General features: G+C 50.1%; 20 protein-coding genes. 11 read left to right on the top strand and 9 right to left on the bottom strand.

Annotation, left to right across the window (positions count from 1 at the left end):
* The first annotated feature begins 2 nt into the window (after window positions 1-2).
* The 6 genes from ureG (at window position 3) to JOD20_RS14575 (ending at window position 6,434) form a co-directional block, all read left to right on the top strand.
* Complete coding sequence (gene ureG / locus JOD20_RS14600; protein ID WP_204755971.1) at window positions 3-650, top strand: urease accessory protein UreG; 648 nt, start codon at window positions 3-5, stop codon at window positions 648-650.
* A gap of 596 nt (window positions 651-1,246) precedes the next feature.
* Window positions 1,247-2,509: an MFS transporter gene (locus tag JOD20_RS14595; protein WP_204755970.1), complete on the top strand. Its 1,263-nt coding sequence runs from the start codon at window positions 1,247-1,249 to the stop codon at window positions 2,507-2,509.
* Window positions 2,510-2,600: 91 nt separating this feature from the next.
* Window positions 2,601-3,041 carry a PaaI family thioesterase gene (locus JOD20_RS14590; RefSeq protein ID WP_110513579.1) on the top strand — a complete coding sequence of 147 codons (441 nt, stop codon included), beginning with the start codon at window positions 2,601-2,603 and terminating at the stop codon, window positions 3,039-3,041.
* A 207-nt stretch (window positions 3,042-3,248) separates the two neighbouring features.
* Window positions 3,249-4,091 carry a polyphosphate polymerase domain-containing protein gene (locus tag JOD20_RS14585; protein ID WP_204755969.1) on the top strand — a complete coding sequence of 281 codons (843 nt, stop codon included), beginning with the start codon at window positions 3,249-3,251 and terminating at the stop codon, window positions 4,089-4,091.
* Entirely contained in the window at window positions 4,088-4,726 is a 639-nt protein-coding gene (locus tag JOD20_RS14580) for a DUF4956 domain-containing protein (protein WP_204755968.1), read from the top strand. Before JOD20_RS14585 ends, JOD20_RS14580 begins: the two co-directional genes overlap by 4 nt.
* Before the next feature lie 52 nt (window positions 4,727-4,778).
* Window positions 4,779-6,434 carry a CotH kinase family protein gene (locus JOD20_RS14575; RefSeq protein WP_204755967.1) on the top strand — a complete coding sequence of 552 codons (1,656 nt, stop codon included), beginning with the start codon at window positions 4,779-4,781 and terminating at the stop codon, window positions 6,432-6,434.
* 46 nt (window positions 6,435-6,480) lie between these two features.
* On the opposite strand, the gene JOD20_RS14570 is transcribed toward JOD20_RS14575, so the two are convergent.
* Entirely contained in the window at window positions 6,481-7,230 is a 750-nt protein-coding gene (locus JOD20_RS14570) for an SDR family NAD(P)-dependent oxidoreductase (RefSeq protein WP_204755966.1), read from the bottom strand.
* Window positions 7,231-7,726: 496 nt separating this feature from the next.
* On the opposite strand from JOD20_RS14570, the gene JOD20_RS14565 reads away from it, so the two are divergent.
* Window positions 7,727-8,344 carry a TetR/AcrR family transcriptional regulator gene (locus JOD20_RS14565; RefSeq protein WP_204755965.1) on the top strand — a complete coding sequence of 206 codons (618 nt, stop codon included), beginning with the start codon at window positions 7,727-7,729 and terminating at the stop codon, window positions 8,342-8,344.
* A gap of 28 nt (window positions 8,345-8,372) precedes the next feature.
* Window positions 8,373-8,951 (top strand): hypothetical protein, encoded by a 579-nt coding sequence (locus JOD20_RS14560; protein WP_204755964.1) that lies wholly within the window; start codon window positions 8,373-8,375, stop codon window positions 8,949-8,951.
* A 50-nt stretch (window positions 8,952-9,001) separates the two neighbouring features.
* On the opposite strand, the gene JOD20_RS14555 is transcribed toward JOD20_RS14560, so the two are convergent.
* The 4 genes from JOD20_RS14555 to JOD20_RS14540 all read right to left on the bottom strand — a co-directional run bounded on the left by JOD20_RS14555 (window position 9,002) and on the right by JOD20_RS14540 (window position 12,959).
* On the bottom strand, window positions 9,002-9,223 hold the full coding sequence (locus JOD20_RS14555; protein WP_204755963.1) for a helix-turn-helix transcriptional regulator: 222 nt from the start codon (window positions 9,221-9,223) through the stop codon (window positions 9,002-9,004).
* The gene (locus JOD20_RS14550) at window positions 9,220-9,600 is read right to left on the bottom strand and encodes a hypothetical protein (RefSeq protein WP_204755962.1); all 381 of its coding nucleotides are present in this window, start codon (window positions 9,598-9,600) and stop codon (window positions 9,220-9,222) included. The genes JOD20_RS14555 and JOD20_RS14550 overlap by 4 nt, the downstream gene beginning before the upstream one ends.
* 125 nt (window positions 9,601-9,725) lie before the next feature.
* Window positions 9,726-11,438: a formate--tetrahydrofolate ligase gene (locus JOD20_RS14545; protein ID WP_204755961.1), complete on the bottom strand. Its 1,713-nt coding sequence runs from the start codon at window positions 11,436-11,438 to the stop codon at window positions 9,726-9,728.
* Between the two features lie 195 nt (window positions 11,439-11,633).
* A complete protein-coding gene (locus tag JOD20_RS14540; RefSeq protein WP_204755960.1) occupies window positions 11,634-12,959 on the bottom strand; it encodes an FAD-dependent oxidoreductase in 1,326 nt (441 codons plus the stop codon).
* Between the two features lie 253 nt (window positions 12,960-13,212).
* Here JOD20_RS14540 and JOD20_RS14535 point away from each other — a divergent pair, with 253 nt between their 5' ends.
* Together JOD20_RS14535 and JOD20_RS14530 are read left to right on the top strand one after the other, a co-directional pair.
* The gene (locus JOD20_RS14535; RefSeq protein WP_204755959.1) at window positions 13,213-13,659 is read left to right on the top strand and encodes a hypothetical protein; all 447 of its coding nucleotides are present in this window, start codon (window positions 13,213-13,215) and stop codon (window positions 13,657-13,659) included.
* A 63-nt stretch (window positions 13,660-13,722) separates the two neighbouring features.
* Window positions 13,723-13,953 (top strand): hypothetical protein, encoded by a 231-nt coding sequence (locus JOD20_RS14530; protein ID WP_204755958.1) that lies wholly within the window; start codon window positions 13,723-13,725, stop codon window positions 13,951-13,953.
* Window positions 13,954-13,969: 16 nt separating this feature from the next.
* On the opposite strand, the gene JOD20_RS14525 is transcribed toward JOD20_RS14530, so the two are convergent.
* Window positions 13,970-14,437: an NUDIX hydrolase gene (locus JOD20_RS14525; RefSeq protein ID WP_204755957.1), complete on the bottom strand. Its 468-nt coding sequence runs from the start codon at window positions 14,435-14,437 to the stop codon at window positions 13,970-13,972.
* Window positions 14,438-14,674: 237 nt separating this feature from the next.
* Between JOD20_RS14525 and JOD20_RS14520 the strand changes: the two genes are divergently transcribed.
* Window positions 14,675-16,360, top strand: coding sequence for an adenylate/guanylate cyclase domain-containing protein (locus JOD20_RS14520; protein ID WP_204755956.1), 1,686 nt, complete (start codon window positions 14,675-14,677; stop codon window positions 16,358-16,360).
* Here the strand turns inward: JOD20_RS14520 and JOD20_RS14515 are convergent.
* The 3 genes from JOD20_RS14515 to JOD20_RS14505 are packed head-to-tail and all read right to left on the bottom strand — an operon-like array spanning window position 16,357 to window position 18,595.
* Entirely contained in the window at window positions 16,357-17,319 is a 963-nt protein-coding gene (locus tag JOD20_RS14515) for an NAD(P)-dependent alcohol dehydrogenase (protein ID WP_204755955.1), read from the bottom strand. The genes JOD20_RS14520 and JOD20_RS14515 overlap by 4 nt on opposite strands.
* Window positions 17,316-18,311, bottom strand: a complete 996-nt coding sequence (locus JOD20_RS14510) for an NAD(P)-dependent alcohol dehydrogenase (RefSeq protein ID WP_204755954.1) — start codon at window positions 18,309-18,311, stop codon at window positions 17,316-17,318. The genes JOD20_RS14515 and JOD20_RS14510 overlap by 4 nt, the downstream gene beginning before the upstream one ends.
* 14 nt (window positions 18,312-18,325) lie before the next feature.
* Window positions 18,326-18,595 (bottom strand): hypothetical protein, encoded by a 270-nt coding sequence (locus JOD20_RS14505; protein WP_204755953.1) that lies wholly within the window; start codon window positions 18,593-18,595, stop codon window positions 18,326-18,328.
* Between the last annotated feature and the right edge of the window lie 57 nt (window positions 18,596-18,652).

Genomic DNA, 18,652 nt, shown 5'->3' with positions numbered 1-18,652 from the left:
TTATGGCGGAAAACCTGTTGCGAATTGGGATTGCTGGCCCAGTGGGCAGTGGCAAAACAGCCTTAGCCCATTGTTTGAGCGTGCATCTGACCAAGCGCTATTCAGTGGCTGTGGTTACCAACGATATTTACACCAAAGAAGATGCCGAATTTTTGCTGCGTCAAGGTGTGTTGCCAGCCGAACGAGTACGCGGGGTGGAAACTGGCGGCTGCCCACACTCGGCAATTCGCGATGATGCTTCGATGAACCTCGAAGCGATTGCCGATTTGTGTGCAACCCTGCCCGATTTGCAAATTGTGTTTGTTGAAAGCGGCGGCGATAATCTGGCGGCCTCGTTTAGCCCAGAGTTGGTCGATTATTGGATTTACGTGATCGATGTGGCTGGCGGTGATAAAGTGCCGCGTAAAGGTGGCCCAGGCGTGACACGCTCCGATTTATTGGTGATCAACAAAATTGATTTGGCCGAGTTGGTTGGCGCATCGTTACAGGTGATGGAGCACGATGCCAAGCACATGCGCGGCGAATTGCCGCTGGTTTTTACCAACCTCAAGGCTGAAACTGGCTTGGATCAGGTGGTTGCTTGGATTGATCAGGTGTATGCAGCGCCACGGCCTGAGCCAATTCAGATTCACGACCACCATCATCACTAGGCTTTACAGGCAGCAATAGTCTTGATTGCGCTGTTGCTGCCTCAATCTGCTCTAACTACCGACTATTGAGGCGTAAAATGCTGGGCCTTAGCTGTGTATAAATGCAATGAACATAATCCTAGCGATCAAATGTCATTAACTACTGTTTGAAGCCAAATGCTGAGCGTAAGCTGCTACGCTGTGTGATGATATGTTAACATAATGCTGATTGTTATTAAGCGCAATTTCTAAACAAAAACCTCAGGTTTATTATACTGCCTGCCTATACCATGCAGGCAGAAAAAAGCATCTTGCAGAAAAAGTTAAAAATTGGTATAATTCGCCTCGCGATCATAGCCTACATTCCAACTGCTGATTTACAGTCTCGCAGGCCAGAGAGAACAGCCATCCACGCCGATAACTGCTTTCAGCGCCAATGCCTGCAACGAATGCTCGCGAATGTTCAACATTGCGCAGCAATGGATTAAGTAACTCCAAGATTGTTGGGCTAAGGGTTCCACGCTGAAACTCCCATGCACACGATTGCACACTATTTAAGCTGAGCAAGCCAAATGTGGGGAGGTTGCTCAGCGTAGCGCGAAATTGTAGGAGGAAGCATGACCTCAAGTACCTCGGAGAATGGTTTATTTCGGCCCTTACAACAACGCTTGTTTGCAATGCTCTGGACGGGGCAAACGATTTCGCGTTTGGGCGATACGATGTATCAGGTTGCGCTCTCGCTATGGGTTTTGGATCACACTGGCTCGGCTGCTGCGATGGGCTTAGTGTTAATCTGTTCGTTTGCGCCGATGATCGTCTTCTCATTGCTTGGCGGGGCAGCAGTTGATCGCTTTTCGCGTGGTTGGCTGATGTTTAGCTCCGATATGTTGCGAGCCTTGATTGTTGGTGGCGTTGGGATTCTGGCCCTGACGAATACCTTGCAACTCTGGCATATTTATGCGGCAAGTATCTCATTTGGCTTCTTTGATTCGTTTTTTCAGCCGGCCTATAGCGCTTTGGTGCCCGATGTAGTGCCAGCAGAATCGCTGCCTGGAGCCAACTCGCTGACTGCTTTGAGTGCCCAAATGACCTTGATTTTGGGGCCATTGATTGCCTCTTTGATTGTCGGCATTGGCGGCGCGCCAACCGCATTTTTATTCAACAGTTTCTCGTTTTTGGTTTCTGGCTTGTGCTTAATTCCGTTGCTCTCAACCGATGCGAGCCGCGCGAAAGCTCGACGCTCAACTGGCATCTTGAAAGATGTTGGCGCGGGCCTGAGAACGGTCAGCATGAATCCTTGGCTATGGATGACGATTATTCTTTCTTCGATGGCCAACATGCTGTTGGCTGCTCCAGCCCAGACCGCCTTGCCAATTCTGATCAATAAATTTTTGCTGTTGCCCAGTGAACGGCTTGGCTGGGCGCATGCCAGCATTGCGTTGGGTGCGGTTTCGGCCTCGATTTGGCTGAGTAAAGGCAATCGGTTGCGCCGCCGTGGCCTGATGGGCTATGGGGCCTTGTTTTTGGCTAGCTTGGCAACCTTATTAGTTGGCGTGATTGGCTTGAATGTTGGGATGTTTGGGAGCACCATCGCCTTAGCAGCTTTGCTTGGCGTGTTGGTCTTCCGCGGGATTGGGATTGCAACTTTTGGCTTGATTTGGACGCATACCATGCAAGAAATGGTTGAGCGTGAACAGCTCGGGCGGGTTGCCAGCATTGACTTGCTTGGGTCGGTTGCGTTATTGCCAATTGGCTATGGCGTTGCTGGTTGGGCCGCCGACTATTTTGGTGCGCCAGCAGTGTTTGCCACCTGTGGCATCATTATGCTGGTTATGACGACCGTGTTTAGCTTCCACCCTGCCGTCCGCAAATTAAATTAATTGTCCAACAACAGATAAACTACAACCACGGCTCACTGCGAGTCGTGGTTTTTTTGCGCTATAATCGGCTATATTTGCAAAAGGAGCATTCATGAATCGCCAATTAGATTCGCAGGCATGTTTTGTCTGTGGCAAAAATAACCCGAGTGGCTTGCAATTAGATTTCTTCGAGGAAGAAAATCGGGTTGTGACGCGCTTTACCTCCACCTCGCTCCATCAAGGCTGGCCGGGCTTTGTCCATGGCGGCATCATTGCGACGATTCTTGATGAAACCTTAGGCCGGGTTGGCTTTTTAATCGATGCCTGGACGATGACTGGCCGTTTTGAAGTGCGCTATCGTCAGCCAGCCCCAATTGACCAAGAAATTACCTTTACTGGCAGCATCGTGCGCGATCGCGGGCGCGCGCTTGAGGTCGAGGGCTTTGCCCAATTGCCCGATGGCACGATTGTGGCCGAAGCAACCGGCTTATATATGCGGGTTTCGCCCGAATTGCGCGCCACACTTTCCGAGCAAATTGCCGAAGGCTATTAATTCCGTTTTCCTAAACATCGCGTTTGTTGAAGCCCTGCATCCATGATGGAAATGCGGGGCTTTTTGTTAATCACCTCTACCTAAATCCTCATCGCAAGCACGTCAGATCCTAACAGTTTTATAACAATTGCTGGCTACACTCTTAACCAGAAGCTAACACAGATTGCCGATCGCTTTTGGCGTTGCGGCGTGCGAAGGAATGAGCTTATGCTGCAACAACTGCGCTATCAACCAACTCTGATCTGGCCAACTGAGCCAACGCCTGCTTGCGAACCAGCGCAACCAGCTCCAAAGCCGCTGCTTGACCAACACTTGGCGCGTTTTGAGCCAATTAGTTTGCAACAGATGGATTCAGTGGCCTTGCTGAATCGCACCGATAGCAAATATGTCTGCTCAATGCAGCAATTGGCTGCAATCTTCCCCGATTTAGCGGCGGATTATTGGGTGCTGGAGATCGCTGGGCGGCGCATGCATCGCTATCATACGCGCTATTTTGATAGCGCTGATTTTGCGCTTTATCGGCGGCATCATGCTGGGGGGCGCAATCGCTACAAAGTGCGCAGCCGCACCTATCTCGATACCCAGCAGCACTTTCTCGAAGTCAAGCACAAAATTAATAAATATCGCACGATCAAGCATCGAATGCCAACCCCAACTGGCTTAGAAACGCTGAATCCAGCCAGCAAAGCCTTTGTGCAACGACATGTGCCGTTCGATGTGAGTGTATTGCAGCCAACCCTGACCAACGATTTTAGCCGCATCACCTTGGTGAATATTGCCGCCCACGAGCGAGTAACCCTTGATATTGGGATTCAGTTTCAGGCCAATCTGCACACTGTTGAACTGACAGGAGTGGTGATTGCCGAAGTCAAACAAGCTGGCATCAACCGCAGTTCGCCCTTTATCCAAGGCATTCGCGGCCAGCATTTGCACACAATTGGCATGAGCAAATATTGCAGCGGCGCAGCCTTGCTCTACCCAGAATTACCACGCAACAGCTTCAAACCAACCTTACGCTATTTGCATAGTTTGATGGAGTATGCTCAATGACAACCGAATTAACTCAATTTTTGCTCGGCGCGGGCTTTAATTTATTCGTAACGCTGCTAATTGTGCGCGGCGTGTATTACCCCGTGACCCAAGATAAAAATTTCGTTTTTACCTTTATTGGCTTCAATATGATCATCTACTTTGTGCTGGGCTTTCTGACCAGCGTCGAAGTGGGCGTTGGCGTGGGCTTTGGATTGTTTGCGATTTTCTCGTTGCTGCGCTATCGCACCGATGAGATTCCGATTCGTGAAATGACCTATTTATTTATTTTGATTGCCTTGGGCGTGATGAATTCGCTGATGCATAGCGGCAGTTTGCTGCAAATTGGCATCGCCAACGCCGTGATTTTAGTGATTTTGTTTGTGCTTGAAAAAGGTTGGGGCTTTCAGTTTGAAGCCAACAAGCGCGTTGCTTACGATAAAATTGAGCTGATCGGGCCTGCACGTTCCGAAGAACTATTGGCCGATTTACGCCAACGCACCGGCATTTTGGTCAAGCGGGTTGAAATTGGGCGCATCGATTTATTGCACGATATGGCCGATTTGAAAATTTTCTACGATGAAACGCCACGCTTGAGCGCTAAGCATAAACCAAGCAATCCCCGTGTGTTGCGCGATCAGCATCAGTTGCCCTAAGCGGAATTCGGCTATTGGCTCGCTTTTTAATCTGCAAAATTGTGAGGTTACGATGAAATATTGGCGTTGGCTGTGTTTGCTGGCTGTTGGATTAAACTTGGTGGCATGTGCGACTTCGAGCACTGCGCCCGTTGTGCCTGCTGAAACGACCGTTATTGATGGTGTGACGCGGCCTGCTGGCTGGAATGAAGCCTCGCATGGCGAGAGTGCTGAGCCAAATTATGCTGTGGTTTTTCCGCAGGATGCGGTCAATCAACTAACGATCACGATCGATTCGGCTTCGTGGCAAGCCATGCAAGCGAATATGAGCGAGCTTTTTGGCGAACCTGGTAGCCGTCAGCTGGGCGGTGGTTTTCCTGGTGGCGTGTTTACCGATACCAATGGCTTGCCAATGCGCCCAGTTGGTGCTTTTACTGATACCAATGGCTTGCCAATGCCGCCAACTGGAGCCTTCACCGACACCCAACGCATGCCTGGTGGGATGCCAAATATGGGCGATTTGGTGACCGAAAATCCAATGTGGGTAACGGCAACTCTGAGTTTTGAAGGCCAAACATGGACGAATGTTGGCGTGCGCTACAAAGGCAATTCCTCGTTGATGAGTGCTTGGAATAGCCAGCAAGCCAACTTGCCCTTCAAGCTCGATTTTGATCAATTTGAAAAAACTTATCCCGAAATTGATAACCAACGCTTTTATGGCTTCAAACAATTGGCGCTGGCGAATAATTTAGGCGATCTGACGGCGATGCGCGAGACACTGGCCTACGATCTCTTTGCTCAAATGGGCTTGCCCGCCGCCGAAACCGCAACCTACGAAGTGCTGCTTGATCATGGCAACGGCGTTGAGAGTTTGGGGCTATACACCGCGGTTGAGGTGATCGACGATACGGCGATTGCTCGCGTGTTTGGCGACGATAGCGGCAATATTTACGAAGGCGATGGCAGCGCTGCCAGTTTGGCCGAAGGCACCAAAGGTGCGATTAATGAAAGTTTTCAGAAGGAAAATAACGATGCAACAGGCTGGGCCGATGTTGAAGCGCTCTACGATGTGTTGCACTCAAGCGAACGCACCAGCGATCCGGCGGCATGGCGGGCCAAATTAGAGGCCGTGTTCGATGTGCCGATTTTTCTGAAATGGCTTGGCGTGAGCACCTTGTTGGAGCATTGGGATACCTACGGGGCGATGACCCATAATTATTATCTTTACACTAACCCTGCAACTGGCAAACTGACGTGGATTTCGTGGGATCATAATTTTGTGTTGGGGGCGAGCATGGGTGGCGGTCGCAATCAAGCGCCTGCTGGAATGCAGAATAATCCTAATCAACCAGCCAATGGCAACAACCAAGCCATGCCCAATAATCCTAATCGGCCAGCTAATGGTGGCGGAATGCGCGGGCCTGGCGGCGGCTTTGGCGGCCAAAACAACAGCTTCGATAAAGCCAGCGTAACCAGCGATTGGCCTTTGATTCGCTATTTGCTTGATGATCCGACTTACTATGCGGCCTATATCGCGGCGCTGCGCGAAACCAGCAGCCAATTTGATGCAGAGGCTTTGGTGCAAAAATACACAGCCTTAGCCGCGACTATCAGCCCAAGTGCGATCAAAAAAACCAGCGTTGACGAGTATAACGCTGCTGTTACGAGCCTCATGGAGCGGATTCGCACTCGTAGCAACGATTTGAAGACCTTCTTGGCAACCCAATAAAAACCAAGGCCTGTGAGTTTGCAATGAACTCACAGGCCTTGGTTGTTTAGGCGCTTAATCCGCCGTCGACGTTGATGGTCGCGCCGGTGATAAAGCCGGCGGCTGGACTGGCCAAGAAGGCCACGGTTGCGCCAACTTCTTCGGCCTTGCCCAAGCGTTTGAGCGCAATTGCTTGGGTAAATACTTCCAGCATTGGGCTATCGCCTGGTCCCATATCGGTGTCGATTGGGCCTGGTTGCACATTATTAACTGTGATGCCACGTTGGCCTAGCTCGCGTGCCCATGCGCGGGTGTAGCTGGCAACCGCCGCTTTCGAGGCTGAATAATCGGCTAGCCCAGCAAATGGTGAGCCATCAGCGGCTACCGAGCCAATCGAAATAATCCGCCCGCCATCTTGCAACAACGGCGTTGCGGTGCGCACGGCGGTGGCAACACCTTTCACATTAACCGCAAACATATGCTCGATCGCTTCAACATCGGTATTGGGATCGCTCAAGACTGCGCCCTGAAATACGCCAGCGTTATTGACCAAAATATCGAGCTTGCCAAACTGCGCTACGACGTTATTGACCAAACTGGCCACTTGGTCGCTATCTGCTTGGTCGGCGTGGAAGGCTGCGGCTTTTACACCAAGGGCTTGTAATTGTTCGACCACCGCTGCTGCTTTGCTGGCCGAGGCGACATAACTAATCGCAACGTCTGCGCCTTGTTCGGCCAACGCCAGCGCGCTGGCTGCGCCAATTCCGCGTGAACCACCAGTGACCAAGGCAACTTTTCCGGCTAATGGCTTGCTCATGGGCTTCCTTCCAAGATTCAATAAAAATAATATAGTACCGATGAGTACATATATTTTGTACTGATCGGTACTATATAGAAGGTGGCGTAATTTGTCAAGCCCGAATTTGATCCACGAAGCACACGAAGAGGACGAAGGTTTAGAAACCGCGAAGGACGCGAAGCGCACGAAGCTTAGTTTTTTAGCCACAGATTCACACAGATTATTTAGATTTGATTTTTCTCCACGAAGGGGCCGAAGCTTTATTTTAGCCACGAATTGCACGAATTACACGAACGGCTATAGGCTTTGAGCTATGGGCTATTGCCTTTTGCTTTCTGCCTTTTGCTTTCTGCCTTCTGCCTTCTGCCTTTTGCTTTCTGACTTTTGACTTTTGACTTTTGACTTTTGCTTTCATCCCTCATCCCTCATCCTTTATCCTTTCATCTGGCTTGTGTTATCGAGCTGTTTGGCGTATGATCGTTATGGTCAATCCAGACTAGATTGGTTAGCAACGATGAAAGCAATCACAGAACAAAAAGTTGGGCGACCGCGCGCCTTTGATCGCGATGAGGCCTTATTTCAAGCCTTAAATGTCTTTTGGCGTTTGGGCTACGAAGGCGCGTCGCTCAGCGATTTAACTGAAGCGATGGGGATTAATCGGCCCAGCTTGTATGCAGCATTTGGCAATAAAGAGCAACTTTTTCGCGAGGTTTTGGCGCGCTATCACGAGCTGAGTGTGCCTTCGATTGCGGCGGCGTTGGAGCATGCTGAAATTTATATGGCGCTTGAGCAATTGCTGCGGATTAATATTCGCCAAATTACCAACCCAAGTGTGCCTACTGGCTGTTTATTAATTCGCGGCGTGCCGGTTTGCAATGATACAACTGCGCCAATTTATCAGGCAGTGGTTGACCAACGTCTAGGCCAAGAAAGCTTGATTCGCGAGCGTTTGATGCAAGCAGATCGGGCGGGGCAACTGGCTGAGGGTGTTGATCCAGCTGATCTGGCACGCACGATTATGGCCTTTTCCAATGGCTTATCGATTCAAAGTGTCAATGGGGCAACGCATGCAGAGCTAGAACGCTCGGTTGAGCTGTTTTTACGTGGCTTGAAAGTATTGTTGATCAATTAGCAGGGTGGGTTTAGCGGAAGGATTCTCAATGGGTCGTTGGTTATTGATTATTGGCATGATGGGCTTGTTGCTTAGTAGCTGTGCTACTACGACCGAGACGGTATCATCAAATAACCAAAATGCAATTCGAGTCGAAATTACTGGTGGTGATGCGACCGATCCGCGTGATAAAGGCCGACCTGTGGTGTTAATTGCAGCGGCATTAGGCGTGCCCACAACGGTTTTTCGTGAAGCTTTTAGCCATGTTAGCCCTGCGCCTGCTGGTCAAGAACCTGATGCTGAGCAAGTGCGCCGTAATAAAGCTGAGCTTTTAGCCGTTTTGGCTCCCTACAACGTTACCAACGAGACTCTTGATCGAGTATCTGATTATTATCGATTTAATGCCAGTGCTGGTGAAACGTGGCCCAAAACTGCGGCGCAAATCGAAGCGATTGTTAGCGATGGTGTGGTTACTGGCTTTAAATTGATTAACCCAGGGGCTGGCTATAGTTCGCCACCAACCATTACGTTGATTGGGGCGAATGCTCAAACGGCAACGGTTAGCCTCAATTTTGGTCCAGATTTGGCAACTAATGGTTCGATTGCTGAAATTCATTTGAATCAATAAATGAACGAGTTTGCGCATGATTGCAGAAATTTCAATCATGCGCAAACTCGTTAATCGTTCGTTGCTTGTTGATTATCGGCGTTAGGCCGCTCGAAAATTTGCTCAATCGCCAGCTCAAACAGATCGGCTATTTTGAAGGCCAGCGGTAAGCTCGGGTCGTATTTGCCGGTTTCAAGCGCATTGATGGTTTGCCTCGATACCCCCAAGGCTTGGGCCAAATCGGCTTGTGACCAATCGCGTTCGGCGCGCAAGACACGTAAGCGATTTTTCATTGGTAGCTCCGATGAGCGAAGGCTAAGCCAAAACTCCAACAGGTTGTCAACAGTGGCAAGATCCACAGCCACGACAATTGCGGTACATTGACCAACACTTGCAGCAAGCCATAGGCGCAGCTAATAAAGCTGGTAGCTCCCACGGCAAACGTAAAAGCCAGCAGCTGAACGTGGCGCTGAAATTCATCCATGTTGCTAACTGCCCGATACATCGCCTTAATGCCAAGCCCCACCGGAACCAACGGCACGATTGCCAGCGCCGCGCGCCATGGCGATTCTGGCAGCTTGGGCAGCACCAAAATCACGGCCATCAACAAGATTGGGAACAACACGAACGCGATGATCAATTGGCGAATTGCTGATGATTGAGCTTTCATTGTAAAGCATCCTTGACTTAATCATTGAACTGGCGTGAGTATACACCCGTTTTTTATTTAAGTCAAGGATGCTTTACAAAAAGAAATGTCTGCTTTACAAAAAGACATCGACCATTGACATATGCTTAGAATAAACCAATCGTCTGGCCGTGCTGATCAATATCAATATTTTCGGCGGCTGGATGGGCGCTGAGGCCGGGCATGGTCATCATATCGCCAGCAATTGGGTAGATAAAGCCAGCGCCAATGCTTGCACGCACCTCGCGAATTGGGAAGGTATAATCGCTTGGTGCGCCTTTGAGCGCCGGATCATGGCTGATGCTTAGATGGGTTTTGGCCATACAAATTGGCAAATTGCCAAAGCCATTGGCTTCAAGTTTGGCCAATTGTTCGCTGGCCTCAGGGCTATAACTGACCTCGGCAGCGCCATAAATCTTGGTGGCGATGCTGGCAATTTTGGCGGTTAATGGTTGCTCCAGTTCATACAAAAACTTGGCTTGGCCTGCTTGTTCAATCGCGGCCAGCACTTTTTCGGCCAATGCTTCGCCGCCAGCGCCACCTTGGCTAAATACTGTGCTCACCGCCACATCGAACGCGCCTGCACTCATGGCAATTTCCTGCACGGCCTCAATTTCCGAGGGATGATCATCGGGGAAGGCATTGAGCGCAACCACAACTGGCAAGCCGAATAATTGGGCATTGCGAATGTGTTTTTGGAGATTTGCCCCGCCAGCATACACCGCATCAGGATTTTCTTGCAACAAATCGGCTGGCAATGGCCGACCTGGCTTGATGTTCCAGCGCCCGCTGTGGGCTTTGAGCGCGCGAATTGTTGCTACAAGCACCACCACGGCGGGTTTGGCATCAAAGGCACGGCACTTAATATCGAAGAATTTTTCGCCGCCCATGTCCATCGCAAACCCTGCTTCAGTCACCACATAATCGGCGATCCGCAGCCCAACTTGGTCGGCAACCACGCTAGCGTTACCATGGGCGATATTGGCAAATGGCCCGCCATGCATCAACACTGGCGTGTTTTCGATCGTTTGCATCAGGGTTGGGTGAATTGCGTTGCGGAGAATAACCGTCGCTGCACCTGCTGCCCGAATGTCATCGGCAGTGATCGGTTGGCCTTGGCGATTGAATGCTACGACCATGCGTCCGATGCGCTGACGCAAATCGCGCATCACAGCGGCGTGAGTTTCGCCGCTCACCAAGGCCAAAATTGCCATTAATTCGCTGGCTGCAGTAATATCAAACCCAGTTTGGCGCGGAATGCCATGCTGCGCCCCGCCTTGGCCAATCGTGATTGAGCGTAAAAAGCGATCGTTAACATCAAGCACGCGTCGAATCTGAATCTGCTCGGGGTCGATGCCAAGTGGATTTTTCTGATACCAACTATTGTCGGTCATGGCGGCAATTTGGTTGTGGGCTTGGGTTACGGCGTGAATATCGCCAGTCAAGTGCATCAAGCTATCTTCCAAGGGAATAACTTGCGAATAGCCGCCACCAGAGCCACCGCCCTTGATGCCAAAAACTGGACCGAGCGAGCTTTGGCGCAGGGTGCAGATAGCGCGTTTGCCTAAGCGATTGAGTGCCATGCTCAGGCCAATGCTGGTGGCAGTTTTGCCCTCGCCAAGCGGCGTTGGAGTCATGGCAGTTACTAAAATCTGCTTGCCGCGAGGCCGATCATGGCTGGCATCAAGCAGATCAAGGTTGATTTTGGCGCGATACCGCCCATATGGCTCGACAAATTGCTCAGCAATCGCAAGCGCTTCGGCAATTTGGGCGATCGGGCGAGGTGAAGCCTCGGCAGCGATTTGTAAACTACTTTTCATGAACGCTCTGTCCTTTATTAATGATCCGCACCGCCGTTGGTGTGGTTGCCATTGCATGCAATAGCTGGCGATTAACGCAAAGCCACCGCTTCTATTATTGGACGTTTTTGCCTTAATCATGGCTATTGTAGCGGTGTTTTGCTGGCTAAATTATAGTTATTTTTATGGAGCGAGGTTTACAAATCGCAACCCAACTTAGGCGCGCCCGAACATGCGCCCAAGCACGCCGCGCACCACTTTGGGTCGGAGCAACGCTTCTGGGCCTGCCAACAGATGCATCACATCTAAAAAGGCTTGGTAAATTTCGGTTGATTGCGCGCTGAGCCAAAACACATGCTCGGTATACCATTGTAAAAAGCGAATTTTTGGGCTACGCGAGCCTGGCATTCCTTTGAAGCGTAAGGCCTCGGCTTGGGTAATGAGCCATGGAACTTCGATGATTTTTTGGGCCTGTTTGAAAAAAGCTTGGGCTAGGGTTGCAGCTTGTTGACCTTGGGCTGAAGCCAGCACTTGATCTAAAGCATGAGCCTCTTTGCAAGCCAAGGTCATGCCTTGGCCAAACACTGGGTCAACGCTACATAAGGCATCGCCAAGCACCAAAAATCCTTGCGGAAAGTGTTCTAGCTTGTCATAACGATGAAAAACTTGTTGTGGATAGCCAAACCGCACAGGCTCGCTGACCGCTGTAGCTTCGGCCAAGGTGGTATAAATATCGGGCACTGGCAGATTTTTGACAAACTCCAACACATCGGCATTGGTTGGGGTTGGGTGCTGGCCGAGATAGCCAAACAGCGTCACAATCCAATGTTCGTCGTCGATTGGCACAATAATCGCGCCGCGCGGCGAATTTTTCGAAGGGTGGCAGGCCAAACATTGCCAATTGCGTGGCGCAGCAGTTTTTTTGAAAACTTGGCTCACATAGACCAAATCAATCGGCATTACTTCTTTGGTGGGCGTTGGATAGCCAGCAGCTTCGAGCCATTGGCCAGTACGCGAGCCACGGCCAGTTGTATCGACCACCAAGTCGGCAACAATTTCGCTGCTTTGCTCGGCTTGATTGACCAACACGCCAGTTACCGTGGTTTTGCTGGCATCGAACAGCAATTGCTCGACCTTGGTTTGGCCGCGAAACTCAATTTTGGGATGTTGGCGCACATATTCGCGAATGCGGCTTTCGAGGGTTGCCCGCGCTTGGGGATAAAAGCTGATGCTGCATGGTTGGCGGGTTTTCCACGAGCCAGCTTGAAACCATTGCACATCGCGCGACCAATTGAGTTCTGGCACGCCAGCAGCATGTAAATCGCTGGTGAAGCTCGGAAAATAATGTTGAAGCACATTAAAGCCACCAGTTAATAAAATATGCACATGATTGGCTTGTGGTACGCCCTTGCGTGGCTGGGTTGCTGGATCCAAGCCATCGCGCTCAACGATAATCACGTTTTGAAAATGATTGGCTAAGGCACGCGCTGCGACTAAACCCGCGATACTGGCCCCGATCACGACTGCCTGTTGTCGTTGCATAACACTCTCCTAAAAGCGTTTGATACTTGCTAATGCTGCTGAAAGACGTAAAAACTAACAGTTTCTTTCTTCAGTGATAGAACCTGCTGGAATAGAAGAGGAATAACACAGATCAGTTGGCTTCATAAAGCTGTATTGATCTGGGTTAACACGTATTTATGCTCAAATTGCTATACAATGTAATGTATTGATAGGATGTACATGGCTATAACGCTTCGTTATTCCATAGCTAATTTCTAGTAGGATAACAACAATGCGTTGGTTAACTCAATTGTTTTTGCTCATGATTTTTTGCAGCGTTTGGATTGGCTGTGCTCAACAATCCGAAAGTGGCTCATCCATGGCAACGCATGATCCAGTAAGCGTGCAACTTGACATGACTGCGGGCGTGCCGCCACCAACGTGGCAGCTTTCAACGGCACAACGCAGTGAATTTTTCACTATCCTTCAGCAACTTACCCCGCTAGAGGCTAAAAAAGCCGTTGATAATTTAGGCAATCGCGGGTTTATTGTTACCACTATTAATCCAGCCCGTACAATTCGGGTTCAACAAGGATTTGTTTGGATAATAGGCGATAACTACGAACGGGTGTTTAGCGATCCTAATAATGATCTCGAACGTTTTTTGCTGCTAAGCGGCCAGCCAAGCTTGGAGCCTGGATTATATACAATACTGGAAAAAGGGATTGGCCAAAACTAAGTCGAAACGCTTTGTAACTATGACCTAGCCATAGTAAATTACTTTGATTAAAGGAATCATCGAATGAAGCGACGAACATTCCTTCAAGCAACGATCGCTGGAATCGCAGCGGTAATCATCCCTAATCAAACTCACGGTTCGACATTTACTCAAAGCAAGGACATCCACCAAGTTGCAATTCCATCAGCCTTAGATTGTGAGCAATGGTTGTTACAAACAATGCCTCAGCAATTTGCCTCAATAACCGATATTTTAGCCAATCCAACTGGGTCGTACAAGAATAAAAAACCATAGGATTATGGTTCACCAATTAATAAGCATCCTCAGCATGCAATTCGTAAGGCGACTCAAGGTCGCGCGAGCCTACGCTGTAGGCGCGATAGGTGACTGATTGGCTTGGATTGAGCATGGTCAGCAAACGGGCACGAATTGATGGGCGTTGAACCAAGTTAAGCGCTTGGCTTGGTTCAACCCATTGAACTGCTAAACTCTCAGCGCTAGTGGTTAATTGACCAGCTTGGTATAAACAGCGAAAATCAAGATTAACGCTGCCCAAAGCCAGATTTGATGATACCCCGACCAAGCGTTCAATTGTGGCATGAACTCCTGTTTCTTCAAAAATCTCACGTGCGAGTGCTGCGGGCAAGATCTCACCAACCTCAACTTGGCCGCCAGGAAATTCCCAGCCGCTGCGTGGGCTTTGCAAGAGTAAAATCTCGCCAACATGATTAAACACACAGCCTGCAACCGTCACAATATGGCGTGGAATCTGTTGCATCCAAGCTCCTTACCAAACTATTCTGGTGCAACAATAGCCGATTGCGTATCCCTACGACAATGGTGCGTAGCTGATAGTTGGCTTACTGCTGGATTTGGCCACTTTAGCCTATGGGTGAGCGCTAACAACCCATAAGTTAAGCATTTGGATAGGACAAATGGGGCTTGGGTGAACTAAGCTAGTGACCAAGATAGATGGTATACTCAGGCTACTCATGGCTTTACGGAGATTCGCTGCATGGCTCGCATGTTTCAAGCTCTGATTCCGCGCCTGCGGCTACATGCTGGTTTGGCGCTCTTGCTCTACGTTACCACCCACCTGCTGAACCATGTTTGGGGAATCTTTGGGCTTGATGCCTTGGAATCGGCGCGCCGATTTTTTTTGGGTTTTTGGCGGCATCCAGCGATTTTTTGGGTTGTGCCTGCAAGTTTGCTGGTGCATATCGTCTTATCCGGCTATAAATTACTAACGATCACCAATTGGCGGCGCTTGCATTGGAACGAATGGCTGCAACTGAGCTTAAGCCTGATTATGCCTTTGCTCATTAGCTCGCATGTTTATGCGACTCGTTTTGCCACCATATTGTATGGCGTGCGCGACACCTATAGCTATGTGCTGCTTGGCCAAATGACAATCGCGATCGATTTGTATTTGCTGCTGGTGGTGGTTTGGTTGCATGGCAATCTTGGCTTGCTGAGCTATTTATGGCATAAACCATGGTTCCGGCGCATCAAACAGCCCTTGCTGATTGTCCAAATTGTGATTCCCTTGCTGGCCATGGTTGGCATCATCGTCGCCCATCGCGAGGTAAACCAGCTTAAACAAGACCCCGCATGGATTGCCAGCGTTATGCAATTTACCAATCCAAACAATGTAGATTTGCTGGCTGCTTCAAGCAATTTTATGGCGCGATTCGGTGCCGGCTATGCAGCCATCTTGCTGGGTTTGGGTGGCGGTCGGGCTTTGGTGTTGCGTTTGCGGCGCAAGCATTATCTGATTACGGTGGAATATAAGGGTATTGCCACAGTCACAATTCCGCCTGGCACGAGCTTGCTTGAAGCCAGCCTTGCCAATGGCATTCCGCATGCCCATAGTTGTGGCGGGCGCGGGCGCTGCTCAACCTGCCGAATCGAAATTATCGAAGGCGCTAAAGCATTGAATCCGCCGAATGAAACCGAGCAACGTCTGCTCAAGCGTTTTGGGGCTGGCGGCGATATTCGCTTGGCATGCCAAACGATTCCGACTGGCGCGTGTGTTGTGCGGCCATTGTTGCACCACCACGATCGCGCCCAACCAGGCACGCCAACCATGATTAGCCATGGCGCTGATAAGCAAATTGTAATTATGTTTGCCGATTTGCGTGGCTTTACCACACTCTCCGAGGGCAAATTGCCCTATGATACGGTCTTTATTCTGAACCAATATTTTCAATCGATGGGCCAAGTGATCGAATCCAACGGTGGGTATCTCGATAAATTTATTGGCGATGGGATTATGGCCTTGTTTGGCTTGGAAGGTACTCTCGAACAAGCTTGTCATAATGCGCTGGCAGCGACCCAAGCCATGGCCCATCAACTCGATGTGCTGAATCAGCGCTTGCAAGATGATGTGAGCGAACCGTTGCGCATGGGCATTGGGATTCATTGCGGCCATGTGATTGTTGGCGATTTGGGCTATAAACGGGCGAAACATCTGACCGCGATTGGCGACGCGGTAAATATTGCCGCCCGTTTGGAAGAAGCTACCAAAACTTTGCAAACTCAACTCGTGGTTTCGCGGGCCGTGATGCAACATAGCAGCTTGGATTTGCACGACCTCGTGTTGAGCGAAATTCCGATTCGTGGCCGCATCCAACCCTTAGAAATCTATTCATTCGAGAGCGCCAAAAGCCTTGTGCTGGTGCCATTGACCTTGAATAGCTAAATCTCGATCACCACATTGCCTTTTTTGCGGCCTGTCTCGACATAACGATGAGCTTCGGCCAAATCGGCCAAGCGATAGCGGCGATCGATCACTGCTTTGAGCTTGCCAGCAGCGATTAATTCGGCTAAGAAGTTGAGATTGGCTGGGTTTTGATTCAGTCCCGTGGCCGCGAATTTGGCTTTTTTGCCTTTGCCAAGGCTTGTCCACGCCATGTTGAGCATAATGCCAAGGCTTGGCACGGTCATTAAATAGCTGCCGTTGGCTGTAAGCAAGCGCTTGCAACGGCGATATGAGCTTTTGCCAATTGCATCGAACACCACATCATAGCGCTGTTGGCTTTGGGTAAAATCGCTGCTGGTGTAATCGATCACATGGTCGGCTCCATAGTGGGTTACCAATTTGTGATTGGTGGCGCTGCACACGGCAGTAACCGTTGCGCCATAATATTTGGCCAATTGTACGGCGTAGATGCCGACTGCTCCCGAAGCGCCATTGATCAAGATGTGTTGGCCAGCTTGGAGCTTGGCAATATCGCGCAAAAAGATCAAGGCTGTGGTTGCACCATCGCAAATTGCCACAGCTTCGGCATCGCTGACATTGCTTGGCTGTTTGGCGATTGGCTTATCTTCGGGGAGACATAAATATTCGCCGTAGCTGCCAAAGGTGTTGGGACTCATGCCAAAAACCTGATCGCCGACCTTGAAGCGCTGAACTGCTGGGCCAATCGCCTCGACCGTGCCCGCGAATTCAACCCCAAGAATTGCAAATTTTGGCTTGCGCAGGCCATACATCAGCTTGATGATGAAAGGATCGCCCTTGCGAAAAGCACAATCCGAGGGCGTGACGCTGGCTGCTTGGACACGAATTAGCAGCTCGTTGGCCTTGGGCGTTGGCTTACTGGCCTCGCTAAATTGCAAAACCTCAGGCGAACCGTAGCCAGTACATAGCATCGCTTTCATACGTGTTGCTCCAAGGCTTGTTCAGCGTGCAGATTGATCAGGATTTTGCCTTTGGCGTGACCTGCTTGCAAATAGCGCATGGCAGCAGGTGCTTCGGCGAGCGGATAACTGCGATCGATCACGGCTTTAATCGCGCCAGTGGACAGCAAATGGCCAATTTCTGCCAAATCTGCTTGATTGGTTTTGGCTGTCACATTACTGAGGCGTTTTGTGCTGCCGATTGACAGCAATTTACCCAAGGCGAGGGCTTGAAAAATTTGGGCCATGTCGCCACCAACCATCACATAACGGCCTTTGGGCGCTAAACTGCGTTTGTAATCAAAGATTGAGCGATAGCCGTTGACCCCCAGAATTAAATCATAGAGCTGCCCGCTTTTGGCAAAATCGTCCTTGGCATAATCCAAAACCTGATCCGCGCCCAACGACCGCATCAGCTCGTGTTTGGCGGCACTGGCAACAGCCGTGACCGTTGCACCAAAATGTTTCGCAAGTTGGACTGCGAATGTCCCAGCTCCGCCCGAAGCACCATAAATTAAGACCTGTTGGCCAGCGGCAATCTGGCCCTGACGCAGCCCTTGGAGTGCTGTAACTGCCGCCATCGGCGTGGCAGCTGCTTGCTCAAAACTAACATTCGCTGGCTTGAGCACCAGCATATGTTCTGGGACACAGATATATTGACCTAAACCGCTAGCGCCGCTGCCCCAAATATTGCCAGTCACTGCATCGCCAACTTTAAATTGGCGAACATTGCGCCCGACTGCCTCGATTACTCCGGCGATATCGGTGCCAAGAATGCTCTGTTTTGGCTTGAATAGGCCAGTTACGAAGCGCAAAGGCAAGGGCTTGCCATTCATTAATCGCCAATCGGCAGCATTCAAGGCAGTAACATAGACTTTAATCATTACTTGGTTATCGCCAGGGCTTGGGCGAGTCACATCGCTGAGTTGCAACACATCAGCCGAGCCATAATCACGATAGATAATTGCTTGCATCGGAAAACTCCAGTTTATGCTTGTTCATGGGAAGTACATTTGTTGCTGGTTGAGCTGATTGGCAGCAGCGAAATTAAGGGCATGCCCAAATCGCGAATTTTTTTAATTAGGCCATACAAGGCTGCTTGATCAGCAATTAGGCCAATTAAAAGCGTATCGCCATTAGCCAGCGCAACGATTTCCAAGCCTGCAAACCATTCGGCCCACGACTGATCAAGCTGGCCACGCAGGCAAATTTGATAGATCATTGCTTCTGGTGCTCGTTGCTGGTGGTTGGTCATCATTGCCTCTGCTGGAACAAGCGCCGCGCTCAATGCCAACGGCTCAACTGCTCACTAGCA

This window comes from Herpetosiphon giganteus, assembly GCF_016907925.1.
GTDB classification, from domain to species: domain Bacteria; phylum Chloroflexota; class Chloroflexia; order Chloroflexales; family Herpetosiphonaceae; genus Herpetosiphon; species Herpetosiphon giganteus.
The sequence above is the reverse complement of the archived record's forward strand: the minus strand, read 5'-3'. Positions and strand labels throughout refer to the sequence as shown.